At 41.0% G+C, this 12,801-nt stretch carries 10 protein-coding genes; 1 reads left to right on the top strand and 9 read right to left on the bottom strand.

The genetic code is table 11. The features are described from left to right. Window positions 1-54: 54 nt before the first annotated feature. Window positions 55-2,127, bottom strand: a complete 2,073-nt coding sequence (locus NSS92_RS03325) for a sigma-54-dependent Fis family transcriptional regulator (RefSeq protein ID WP_340866906.1) — start codon at window positions 2,125-2,127, stop codon at window positions 55-57. A gap of 149 nt (window positions 2,128-2,276) precedes the next feature. Here NSS92_RS03325 and NSS92_RS03320 point away from each other — a divergent pair, with 149 nt between their 5' ends. Next, the gene (locus NSS92_RS03320) at window positions 2,277-2,513 is read left to right on the top strand and encodes a DUF2627 domain-containing protein (RefSeq protein ID WP_111292269.1); all 237 of its coding nucleotides are present in this window, start codon (window positions 2,277-2,279) and stop codon (window positions 2,511-2,513) included. 36 nt (window positions 2,514-2,549) lie between these two features. On the opposite strand, the gene NSS92_RS03315 is transcribed toward NSS92_RS03320, so the two are convergent. The 8 genes from NSS92_RS03315 to dxs form a co-directional block, all read right to left on the bottom strand. Further along, a complete protein-coding gene (locus NSS92_RS03315; protein WP_048239245.1) occupies window positions 2,550-3,287 on the bottom strand; it encodes a glycerophosphodiester phosphodiesterase in 738 nt (245 codons plus the stop codon). A gap of 227 nt (window positions 3,288-3,514) precedes the next feature. Further along, window positions 3,515-4,615, bottom strand: a complete 1,101-nt coding sequence (locus NSS92_RS03310; RefSeq protein ID WP_340866904.1) for a Rap family tetratricopeptide repeat protein — start codon at window positions 4,613-4,615, stop codon at window positions 3,515-3,517. A 455-nt stretch (window positions 4,616-5,070) separates the two neighbouring features. Next, on the bottom strand, window positions 5,071-5,874 hold the full coding sequence (spo0A, locus tag NSS92_RS03305) for a sporulation transcription factor Spo0A (protein ID WP_024422935.1): 804 nt from the start codon (window positions 5,872-5,874) through the stop codon (window positions 5,071-5,073). A gap of 285 nt (window positions 5,875-6,159) precedes the next feature. Further along, complete coding sequence (gene spoIVB / locus NSS92_RS03300) at window positions 6,160-7,437, bottom strand: SpoIVB peptidase (protein WP_025092993.1); 1,278 nt, start codon at window positions 7,435-7,437, stop codon at window positions 6,160-6,162. 199 nt (window positions 7,438-7,636) lie between these two features. Next, on the bottom strand, window positions 7,637-9,370 hold the full coding sequence (gene recN, locus NSS92_RS03295) for a DNA repair protein RecN (protein WP_267587351.1): 1,734 nt from the start codon (window positions 9,368-9,370) through the stop codon (window positions 7,637-7,639). Between the two features lie 33 nt (window positions 9,371-9,403). Then, entirely contained in the window at window positions 9,404-9,853 is a 450-nt protein-coding gene (ahrC, locus tag NSS92_RS03290; RefSeq protein WP_024422938.1) for a transcriptional regulator AhrC/ArgR, read from the bottom strand. A 163-nt stretch (window positions 9,854-10,016) separates the two neighbouring features. Next, window positions 10,017-10,871: a TlyA family RNA methyltransferase gene (locus NSS92_RS03285; RefSeq protein WP_340866903.1), complete on the bottom strand. Its 855-nt coding sequence runs from the start codon at window positions 10,869-10,871 to the stop codon at window positions 10,017-10,019. Beyond that, window positions 10,868-12,769 (bottom strand): 1-deoxy-D-xylulose-5-phosphate synthase, encoded by a 1,902-nt coding sequence (gene dxs, locus NSS92_RS03280; RefSeq protein WP_144471078.1) that lies wholly within the window; start codon window positions 12,767-12,769, stop codon window positions 10,868-10,870. Before dxs ends, NSS92_RS03285 begins: the two co-directional genes overlap by 4 nt. Window positions 12,770-12,801: the final 32 nt, after the last annotated feature.

Genomic DNA, 12,801 nt, shown 5'->3' with positions numbered 1-12,801 from the left:
GAAATGAGGCGGTTCGCATGACATTCGCGCAATAATTTGCAGGTTACATGCATTTTATTGCATGCTATCTTTTGCAAGTTGATATTTATCCATTTTATAGTAAAGGTTCCGAATGCTGATCGCTAACGTTTTCGCTGTTTTCGTGCGATTGAATTGATGCTTTTCAAGGGTTTGTTTAATCAACTGCGCTTCAAATGCCTCAACAGCATCCGAAAGCGTCTCTCCCTCAAATTGACTGACAGTCAGTTCCTGCTGCTCTTTTTCTTCCTGATCTTCTGACTCCATGAACGAAATATGCCCCTCATCAATCCATTCTTCTTGCGGGTTCAAAAAGATCATGGCTCGTCCAAGTACATTTTCAAGCTCTCTTACGTTTCCAGGCCACTTATATGATCGCAGTCTATTAAGTGCCTGTTCGGTTAACCCGCTCACGTTCCGTCCATAGTCTAAATTGATCTTTTGGATGAGACGTTTGCTTAACGAGTCAATATCCTCAAGACGCTGCCTTAGCGGCGGGATGGAGATCGGATATCTGTTCATTCGATAATATAAATCTTCTCTGAACTTTCCTTCCGCCATCGCTTTTTCAATATTGACATTTGTCGCCGTGATCACACGAACATCGACCGGTATGGCCTTTGTTCCGCCTACTCTTACAATTTCTTTCTCCTGCATGACACGCAGCAGCTTCGCCTGTGTACTTGGCGTCATTTCACCAATTTCATCTAAAAAAATGCTGCCTTGGTTCGCCTCTTCAAACAGCCCTTTTTTCCCGCCGCGCCTTGCACCAGAAAACGCTCCTTCTTCATAGCCAAAAAGCTCTGACTCTAAAAGGGTCTCAGATAAGGCTGCACAGTTGACCCGTACAAAGCGATTATATTTCCGGTCACTTTCATTATGAATGGCGTGTGCAAACAGCTCTTTTCCAGTACCTGATTCTCCCCGGAGTAAAATCGTGGCTGGCGTTTTCGCGCCTAGCTTTGCCTGCTCAAGTGCCACAAGCATTTGCTCACTTTCTCCAATGATGTCTTCAAAAGTGTACTTTGCTTCAAGTGTTCGGATGAGCTGTCTTGCTTTATTTAATTCATTCGTGAGTGATTGAATTTCTGATACGTCATGAATGACGCCGACACTGCCTTTTAAAATGCCATCAACAATGACTGGCGCTACGTTGACGATCACATCTTTTTTATTCGGTCCGACTTTCATTCTGACGCCTCGAACTGGTCTTCTTGTTTCAAGTACCTTCAGATGCATACTTTCTCCTTCAGAAATATCTGCACCTGCTGGTTTCCCCACAACTTCTTTATCTGTTAATCCAGTCATTTTCGTATAAGCCCGGTTGATTAAGATCCCTTTTCCCTGCTCATCGACAACCGATATGGCTTCATCCGACGATTGAATGATCGCCTCCAGCATCGTTCGCACTTCTTTAAGGTTGGTCACTTCCTCCGCAAGCTCAACGGCATCTGTAATATCTTTAAAGATGGATAAAGCGCCTAGCATTCTCCCTGCGTCATCAATAATTGGCAAACGCGTTGTGACAATTTGTATTTGCTGATTCAGAAATTGTTTTTGATTAAATTCTGGCTCTCTCGATCTTAAAATGTCGGGAAGCTTTGTATTTGGGATTACTTCTCGTATGTGGCGGCCAATCGCATCTTTTTGCGAACATCCAACCATTTTGGCCGCTGATCGATTAAACAGGACGACTTCTTCATCCATGTTTATAAAAATCATCCCGTCGTTCGTTGCATTAAAAATGCGGTCATGCTTATAGGTTTGTTCCTTTAATATTTGAATCAGCTGCTGTTTTTCTGACATTAATTCTGATATCACGTATGCCATCGAACTTGGAACAATAACAGCGTGCTCTGGCTTTTCTTCCATCAGTTCTTTCAGCACTGCTGAACTGCCTGTTGTTTCAATAATGATATCAATGTCATCTTTTATGTATTCTTTCCAATCCGTTGTCGTATCAATTCCATTCTTTTTCGCTTCTGCCATCCCCGGTGCCTCAAGATCAAGGTCGGCGATCGCAATGATTTGAATCATATTTGTCTTCAGCAATGTTTCAAGCAATGCTGATCCACCCTGTCCTGCACCGACAATCAAGACTCTCTGCATCCCGTTACCCCTTTATATGAAAAAATTTGCACACCATATTTTTCCGTTGCAAAAAATTGCACAACTCTTATATTACCACGTTTTCCTTTCTTGACAAAATATTTTTTGAATTAGACAATGGAAGTAAATGACGTTTAAGGGGACATTTGATGGGGAGAATACTTGCACTAGTGATTATTTTAATACCTGGCGCGCTTGCAGCACTTGGGATTAAGCTGCTGCGTGATACTGTTTTCGGCATCATCATTGAGCCATTTCCATTTTTATGGCTGCAAGGGATTGCAGGTTTGGTATTTTTAGGGGTGGGTCTTTATGTAGTGGCTGGCTTTATTTTATATAGAGACCGTAAACGAAATAAAGTGACTGCTCGCTTTAAGCAGAGATAAAACGTGAAAAAAAGACCCGCTGATGATAGCAGGTCTTTATTTCATTTCTTCTCTTATTTTCACGGCTCGGTCAGGAAAATCAGTGAAAATGCCATCGACACCTAAGGAAAACATGTTTTTCATTTGCTTTTCACTATTTACTGTAAACGGCCTGATCACTTGCTGAGATGCATGAAGAGCTGACACGACCTCTTTGGTCACGCCTGCACCCTTGATATTCGGATGGTAGCCTCTTGCTGGTACTGTTTTTATATACATCTCCGGTTGATGAATCACATCCATTGTGAGTACAGCTAGTTCAACATGCGGCATCAGTTTGTGAAAAAGAGCTAAACTGCCGTGATGAAAAGATGAAACAAGTACACGATCTTCTATTTGAAAATGCTCGATTTGCTTTTTTACTTTCTCCTCGATACCCGGATATCGATAAATGGAGTTTTTCAGTTCAATATTGATGATTAATGATGATTGCTGGGTCACTAGCTCTAATACTTCCTCTAGAAGCGGAATGGATACAGCACCGGTTTCTTCATAGAAAGAATGACTCGCATCTCCTGCTTTTAATTCTTCATATGTATGGTCTTTTACTAAACCTTTCATATTCGTTGTTCTGTTCAGTTTCTCATCGTGAATGACAGCAAGCCTGCCGTCTTTTGTCAGCTGAACATCCAGCTCAATTCCGTCTGCTCCCGAATGGAGTGCATGCTCGAAGGCTATCATGGTGTTTTCAGGATAGATGCCTTTAAAGCCTCTGTGTGCAAAAATTTTCGTCATAGGTCACCTCTAAATATGATGCTTCCTTTCATTATGACGTGTCTTTTTTCGTTTTTCCAGTTTGAGCACATAAAAAAAACCTCTTCTGATTCGTACGAAGAGGTTGACAGATAAATTCGATCACGTAATCGCTCTGATGGCTTGCTCTGTCGTCTCTGCGTCAAGAGCAAAAAGGGAAGAAACAACTGCGACTGCTGTAACAACGGTTACACCTAACAACAACTTTTTCATAAGATAACCTCCACTTTCTTTTGAAGTATTTGTGCATCGAATTTCTTTTCAAGAAAACGAATGGCATTTTGATAGTCATTTCGTTCCTTGAAGTATTTCGATATTTGTTCAGACAAATCCTCAAGCTCCACATATAATCTATTTTTTTCTATGTAGTCTAATTTTTCAGAGAATACGTCTGCTGCCCCACTATTCTCGCACATCAAATCTAAAATTTCAAATTTTACTATATATTCATTATTTTGGATATCGCAGCTATACAGAATACCCTCTTTAATATATTCCCTCGCCTCTTGATCTCCTAGATGAACCAAGGCATTTGCCAGAACATATAAAGATTGGATGTAATAATGGCTATTGTCACGGTGAATTTGAATGCCCATCCCTTTTTTGGCATAATGTGCGCTTTTTTCATAATCATGCTTTGCATAATAAAGAACAGCTAAATTGTGATAGCATTTCCCAATCAGCACTTCATTGTTAATACGCTTACTTTTTTCAAGTGCTTCTTGATACTTTTCCTCTGCTTCATTGAATTGGAATAAATCAATACAATTACTTGCATGTAAAATCAAGCTGTCAATCGCCTGCGCTGTGTACTCTTCATGTGCTTTGAATGTATCAATGGCTTTTTTAATATGATTAATGGATATGAAATTTTGTTTCAGTTCGTAATAGATCGAAGCAACCTTATGGTGAAAAGTTCCTACTTCCAGGTCTTCATTCACACGTTTTAACCGCTGTTCTGCAATTTTGTAAAAACTAATGGCTTCATCATACTTTTTCACATATGCAGCATATTGACCTTTGTAAAAGTAAAAATAAAAATTAATAATGTCATCTGCTTTCTCATCGAGCGTTCCGACACTTTTCATAATTTGATTGGCTTTTTCAATATTTCCAAGTAACATTTCATGTCTGCCGTCAACAAGCTGATAATAAAGGAGAACTTCACGGTCTTCATCTGTATTTTTTAGCAAATTCTGAATTTTCTCTTTATAGACAGCAGATTTTTCTAGGTCATTCTGAGAAATGACCCTCGTCCACTTGCTAATTTCGTTCGCTACCTCAGCAGAGTGGATTTTCAGCTTTCCCATAACCTCACCCTCTTCTTTTCATTATTATAGCATAGTAAAAGAATGTGAAAATTATTAAATTCGACAATGGGAATATTCAGTTCAAATGGCACAATCTCTAAGAAGCCAGTGACTTTAAAACGCCAACCAATCAGGTCAATAGAAATAGAACTTTCGATCTCGTTTGCTTTAATTACCAAATCCATAAGACCTTTTACTCTCATCCTTTTTCTTACGAATGAGCGTTTTCTTCTTCTATTTTGAAGACTTAACGATCAATTGGCGCAGCTGATTACCACTACTTTATGTTATTTTTATTTTATTCATGCTTTATTTTTCATTTTATTCTGAAAATAAAGCTGCCCGTTTGTCCAATTTAAACATTAAGATGATTTTATCAACCTAACCAATTTTTGACAACATCTTTCAAAATAAAAAACGTCTCTATGAAGAAACGTTTTTTCATAAAAAATATACTAGCTTGCTCTATGCTCTAAACGCAGACGATCAGCTACCATGGCAATAAATTCTGAATTCGTTGGTTTCGCTTTTGACATGCTGACAGTATAACCAAAGAGTGAGGAAATGGAATCAATGTTTCCTCTGCTCCAAGCGACTTCAATGGCATGACGAATCGCTCGTTCTACCCTGCTGGCAGTCGTGTTAAATTTCTTTGCAATGTCTGGGTACAACACTTTAGTAATACTTCCAAGAAGCTCAATATCATTGTACACCATAGAAATCGCTTCTCTTAGGTATAAATAGCCTTTAATATGAGCGGGCACGCCAATCTCATGAATAATCGTCGTAATGCTCGCATCTAAGTTTTTACGTTTCGGTTCAGGTTTGTTACGAAGAACACTGTTTTGGATAGATGAAGATCGATGGGTAACTTGTGTGCCGTTTCCACTGACTTGACGAATATGACCTACTAGGTTTTCCATATCAAATGGCTTTAAAATGAAATAGGATGCGCCCAAATCAACTGCTTTTTTCGTGACATCTTCTTGTCCAAATGCTGTTAGCATAATCACACTTGGCTGTTTTGTCATTTCATTGTTTTCACGGAGGCGTTCTAGTACAGCAAGACCGTCTAAATGAGGCATAATAATGTCTAAGAGGAGAACATCGGGCTCTTTATCTTTAAATAATGTCAGGCATTCCTGACCATTATACGCCACGCCAAGTACTTCCATATCTTCCTGTCCCTCAATGTACTCTGTCAAAAGGCCAACAAGCTCTCGATTGTCATCAGCTACACACACTTTAATTTTCTCCACGTTCTTTCCTCCCCAATGTCGATTCCTTTAGTCTTTTGCATTTCTCTTCTGAGTGTTCAATTCGACAAAACCATGCTATCACCTTTAAAAAACTTTAATTTTCCGAATAATAGAGCATTATCTAGCTTTTTCTACGTTTTTCTTAACGAATCGACGATTATTGCAATTTGACAACAAGCTTTTTTCCATTTTGTCGAAAAATCTCTTTTTCCTTATTTTATAACATGATGGAAGAGAAAGAAAGGGTAGAAAAAAACTGCCGGAAGATTCGCGGCAGTTTGATGATCAGCTTGCTTTTTTGTTTTTTTGATAAAGATCGATTCCTGCTTCTGACAGCATCCATTCAATGTGTACGCCGTACCCGCTAGTCGGATCATTGACGAATACGTGTGTGACAGCTCCAATGACTTTGCCATTTTGGATGATGGGGCTTCCGCTCATTCCTTGGACGATTCCGCCCGTTTTGCTTAAGAGCCGCTCATCTGTTACCTTCAATACCATTCCTTTAGTTGCTGGGAATTTCTGCGGTGTTGTGCTGACGATTTTAATATCAAACTTCTCCACTTTATCATGATCCACAACCGTTAAAATTTCTGCTGGGCCTTCTTTTACTTCATTTGATAAAGCGACTGGAAGTGGTTTATCTGCTACATGATTTTCAAGCTTTTCGGTTAACGTACCAAAGATACCAAAAGGGCTGTTGCGGGAGATATCTCCTATTGTTTTTCTTTCGGAAGAGAATCTCGCCAATTTTTCTCCAGGATTGCCTCCTGTGCCTTTTTCAATCGATGTCACGGTTGATCTGACAATTTCTCCATTGTCGACAACAATTGGTTTTTTTGTATCCATGTCAGAAATCACATGCCCAAGGGCACCATATTTTTTAGATGAAGGTTCAAAAAAGGTCATCGTGCCGATTCCTGCTGCGGAATCACGAATGTAAAGTCCAATTCGATAGATGCCTTCACTTGCATCTTTTGCGGGTGTTAATGTTGTTTGAAAGGTTTTATGATCTCTCTTTATGAGCAAACGAAGCGTTTCACCCGTTTTCCCTGCTTTTTGGATAAATGGAGTGAGGTCATTCATTTTCTCCATTTTTTGACCATTGATTTCAATGATCATATCCCCTGATTGAATGCCTGCGGCTTCACCTGGTGATTTTTTGCCGTCTGCTGTTGTGATTTGATGAAAACCTACAACGAGAACTCCTACAGAGTGGAGCTTGACGCCAATGGATTGTCCTCCAGGAATGACTTTTAATTCTGGGAGAACGTCAACTTTTGTTTTCTTAATAGGAAATCCTTTAAAATCATAAACAATTTCAGCTTTCCCCGCCTTTTGTCCTGTAATATCCAGCTGATTCTTTTTCTCTGAAAGGCTAAAGGCTGGAGAAGAAGCATTGGCTGACGCTTCAATTGATGTGTCAATCGAGTGCTTCTGTTTTTCAAATACAGCAACATTTGTTGGAATGCTGATGTACTCCTTCACTATGCTCATAAACCCTGTACTTATTAAAGAAACAAGGAGAATCACACCAATGGCTTTTCTCATCTTTTCGGGCATTCATTTTTCACTCTCCTCGCTCCTTACCCACACCAGAACACTCATGTTTTGGCTACATCTTTACTTTTGCCTTCTTCGAGAGGATTTATAACCGGCAGCTTTAGAAAATGATTGGATAAATTGATAAAAGAAAAAGACGATTTTATGGGTATATACGCGGGTTTTTAGACAACATAACAAAAGGCAGCTGACGATTCAGCTACCCTGTTGTTTTAACATCATTTGCTTGGTGCAATAGTTCTTTTGCGTGCTGTTTTGTCAGCTCAGTCACTTCCACACCGGCAATCATCCGGCCAATTTCACTCACTTTTTCTTCATGACTTAATGGTTTGACATTCGTCAGTGTTCTGCCCGCTTTAGAGCGTTTCGAAATGAAAAGATGTGTGTCAGCCATTGCGGCTACTTGTGGCAGATGTGTAATGCAGAGCACTTGTGATCCAGACGCAACTTTGTAAATTTTCTCAGCAATGGCTTGTGCCACTCTGCCGCTGACGCCTGTATCAACTTCATCGAAAATAATGGATGTGACGTCTTGTTTGGCTGAGAAAATACTCTTCACAGCGAGCATGACACGTGAGATTTCTCCGCCAGAGGCTACTTTCGATAAAGATTTCATCGGTTCGCCTGTATTTGTAGAAATGACAAATTGTGCTTGGTCGATTCCATTTTTCCCGAGCTGGACAGGTTTTCCGTCTAATAGCGGACAATCGGTGCTGCCAAAAGGCGCATATCGAACAGAAAAAGCTGTGTCAAATGCTGACTTCTCCATATACAAATCCTTGAGCTCCGTTTGAATTTGCTTGGCTAGTTTTTTGGCCCATTTTTTACGCAGCTCCGAAACGTTAAGTGCTTCGAGCAGGGCATCACGGCTCATCGCATCCAGTTTATTTTTGAGCGTCTGCAGGTGGCTGTCTCGATTTTGGATTTGATCTATTTCTTCTTCAATCTTCGCCGCATACTCCAAAATTTCCTCAACGGTTGTGCCGTATTTTCGTTTTAACTGCTTCATTTCATTCAGCCTGGATTCAATAAAATCAAGACGAGCCGGATCGAATTCTAATTGATCCAGCATGCTTCTCATTTGGAAGGTTGAATCCTCTAATAAGTAGTAGGAGTTCGACACTTGTTCAGATAGCTTCTTCAAATCATCGTTGATCTCAGACACCTGATCAAGCTCGCTTGAGGACATGCCCACCCAATCTAAACCGCCTTGCTCATTACGCAAGGCGTTATATGCGTTTTGAAGTGAGGAATAGATTTTTTCGTAGTTGCTGATTTGATGACGCTCTTCCTGAAGCCTTTCATCTTCTCCCGGCTCTAATTGCGCCGCCTCAATCTCCTCTAGCTGAAATTGCAGTAAATCTAAGCGGTGCACCATTTCCTGCTCATTTTCAGACAGTTGTCTGAGCTTTTGAGCCGTCTTCATATATTGATCATATGCTTCTTGATACTGCAAGAGAGCCGGTGCAATTTCTTCTGCCCCAAATTGATCGAGCAAATGCAGATGATTTTCATCTTCCATGAGCAGCTGGTTATCGTGCTGACCATGTATATCAAGCAAAAGCCGGCCTACTTCCCGTAAAATTGAGATGGTGACAAGCTTTCCATTAATGCGGCATATGCTTTTCCCGCTGTTGTTAATATCACGGCGGAGGATCATCATTTCATCTGATGCGTCAATTCCTTGCTCTTCGCATAAAGCAAATACAGGATGATCGGCTGGTACAAGAAAAAGCCCTTCCAGCTCTGCCTTTTTTTCACCGTAGCGGACAAATTCAGAAGACCCTCTTCCTCCCACGAGAAGTGAGACAGCGTCAATCATGATGGATTTTCCGGCACCTGTTTCCCCCGTTAGAACCGTGAGTCCTTTTTCAAATGAAACCGTTAACTCTTCAATGATTGCAAAGTTTTTAATGGTTAGTTCTGCTAACACTCATTTGACACCTCTTTTTGTAAACCTGATTCTTTATAGAAGCTCTAAAATTTTGCTCGAAACTGTCTCTGTATCATCTGGAGTGCGGCAAATGATTAAAATGGTATCATCCCCGCAAATCGTTCCCATAATTTCTTCCCAATCTAAATTATCCATTAAAGCACCAATCGCCTGAGCATTACCCGGCATTGTTTTAAGAACAATTAAATGACTGGCAGCATCCATTTTAATAAATGCATCCATTAGGGATCGCTTCAGCTTTGACAGCGGGTTAAACCGCTGATCCGCAGGAAGACTGTATTTATATGTTCCATTGTTCGTTGGTACTTTCACTAAATGTAATTCTTTAATATCTCTAGAAACGGTCGCTTGTGTGATGTTATATCCATCGGCTTTCAAAATATCGACCAATTCATCCTGTGTTTCGATTTCTTGGCTTGCAATGATTTCTCTAATTTTAATATGCCTTTGACCTTTATTCATATTTGACCCCCCTAGGCGTTTCATTCTCAGTTTGTCTTTACGTTCTATGTTATATGATGCACAGTTCAAAAAACAAGCATTACGTGAGATACAGCCGATTCTCGTCTTTTGACCATGTAAAAAGGAATAATAGCGAGCTATTATTCCTTTTGTTTCAATGATTTCATGTGTCAGCCGGCTCAGGGCTGTTTTTCTTTTCTTTCAATACAGAATGGGCTTCCTTGACGACCTTCTCAAGTTCTGAAGCAGGAAGAGCCGCATTTACTTCTTGATCAGGATGAAGCACTAAATGAAGCAGAAATTCAATATTTCCGTCTCCACCAGTGATAGGTGAAAAAGATACATCCTTTACATCATAGCCTTCTTTTGCAGCAAATTGATTCATCTCTTCTAGTACACCGAGGTGGACAGACGGTTCGCGCACGATGCCTTTTTTCCCAACAAGCTCTCTGCCTGCTTCAAATTGAGGCTTAACGAGTGCAATACAGTCACCACCCGGAACAAGAATATGCTTTAAAGCCGGCAGAATAAGTTTAAGTGAAATAAAAGATACATCAATCGATGCCACTTCTGGCAATCCTTCAGTAAAATCAGCTGGGACGGAATGGCGGAAATTGGTACGCTCCATGACGATGACTCGGTCATCCTGCCTTAATTTCCACACAAGCTGATTGTAGCCAACATCTACAGCATATGATTTGACCGCTCCATTTTGAAGTGCACAATCAGTAAATCCGCCTGTTGAAGAACCAATATCAATCAGCAATTTCCCTTCAACTGTCAGGTCAAATTCTTTGAGCGCTTTTTCGAGCTTTAACCCGCCGCGGCTTACGTATTTGAGAGGATTCCCTTTCACTGTGAGCGGTGTATCACGAGCAATTTTCTCTCCTGGTTTATCCAAACGGTTTTCATTTGAGTAAACGGTCCCTGCCATGATGGCACGCTTTGCTTTCTCTCTTGTTTCCATTAGTCCTTGTTCGACTAATAAAACGTCAAGTCGTTCTTTCTTTGATGTCATGATCCAATTCCTTTTCTTGGTGCTGCAGGAAGCAGGTCACGTAAAGTCTCAGCAACCTGTGCTTTCGTCAGACCAATTTCTTCAAGCAGAGCATCAACACTTCCATGCTCAATAAATTCATCTGGGATACCCATACGTTCTACTTTGATATGTGATGCCTTCTTGTCGTGTAGATATTCTAATACGCTGCTGCCAAACCCGCCTTGGAGCACAGCTTCTTCAATTGTTAAAATCGGAATCCCTTCAGAAAGAATGTCATTTAGCATCGCTTCATCAAGCGGCTTAATAAACCGCGCGTTGACGACACGAATTGATTTCCCTTCTTTTTGAAGTTCCTCAGCTGCTTGCAGCGCCATTTTAATCGTCGTACCGAATGTTAAGATCACGGCATCCTTCCCTGGACGAAGAACCTCCCAAGACCCAATCGGAATGGTTTTGAGCTGTTCATCCATTTTCACGCCCAGCCCATTTCCGCGCGGGAAGCGCATGGCAATAGGACCGTCATCATACTGAATGGCTGTATTGACCATGTGCTGGCCTTCATTTTCATCCTTTGGCATCATGAGCACCATATTCGGCATATGACGCATGAAGGCAATATCAAACACGCCTTGATGTGTTTCTCCATCAGCACCGACAAGACCCGCACGGTCAATCCCGATAAATACATTGAGGTTCTGACGGCAAATATCATGCAGCACTTGATCATAAGCTCTTTGCAGGAATGTTGAATAAATCGCTAAAAATGGCTTCATATCCTGCGTTGCAAGCCCAGCTGCCATTGTGGCTGCATGCTGCTCAGCAATTCCAACATCAAACATTCGCTCTGGAAATTCCTTTGCGAAACCTTCAAGTTTTGAGCCAACAGGCATCGCAGGCGTGATGGCAACAATCCGCTCATCTTTCCGTGCCAGCTTTCTGACTGTTTCACTGACAAGACCACTCCATGACGGTGCAGCAGCTGCTGGTTTTACAAAATCACCTGTATCAATTTTGTATGGACCTGTGCCGTGCCAAGTCCCAATTTTATCGGATTCTGCCGGCTGATAGCCTTTTCCTTTTTTCGTGATGACATGCAGCAGGACAGGACCTTTTGTTTTCTTAGCATATTCAAGGTTTTCAAAAAGATCTTCATAAGAATGTCCATCGACAGGACCTAAATAAGTAAATCCCATTTCCTCAAAGAACATACCAGACACAAGTAAATACTTGAGGCTGTCTTTAATACGCTCTGCTGTGGCAGCAAGCTTTCCGCCTACAGCTGGGATTCGCTTGAATAAATATTCGAGCTCGTCCTTTACCCATTGGTATTTGCCTGCTGTGCGCAGTCTGCCAAGCATTGTGTGAATCGCACCGACGTTTGGTGCAATACTCATTTCATTATCGTTTAAGATGACGATCATATCTTTCTTTTCATCACCGATATGATTCAAGGCTTCCAGCGCCATACCTCCGGTTAATGCACCATCTCCGATAATCGGCAGGATATATTCATCTGTCCCTTTAATATCACGCGCCGCCGCCATCCCCATCGCGCCAGATAATGACGTTGAGCTGTGGCCTGTTTCCCAAACATCATGCTCACTTTCATTTCGTTTAGGAAAACCGCAAAGTCCTTTATATTGACGAAGTGTATCAAACTCCGCTCCTCTTCCAGTTAACAGCTTGTGAACATAAGACTGATGTCCAACATCCCAAAGGAATTTGTCTTTCGGGCTGTCAAATACTTTATGAAGGGCAACCGTGAGTTCAACGACACCCAGGTTCGGACCAATATGCCCGCCAGAGTTAGCCAAAGACTCAATTAAAAACATGCGAATGTCAGCACTAAGCTCCTCTAATTCTGCATTTGACATTCCTTTTAGAAACGTTGGATTTTTTATTGATAAAAGATCCAATCAGGATCAACTCGCTTTCAACAAAATTTCTA

Origin of the sequence: Bacillus sp. FSL M8-0166 (genome assembly GCF_038008825.1) — a bacterium.
Taxonomy (GTDB): Bacteria; Bacillota; Bacilli; order Bacillales; family Bacillaceae; genus Bacillus; species Bacillus safensis.
This window is presented reverse-complemented; position numbering and strand designations above follow the sequence as displayed.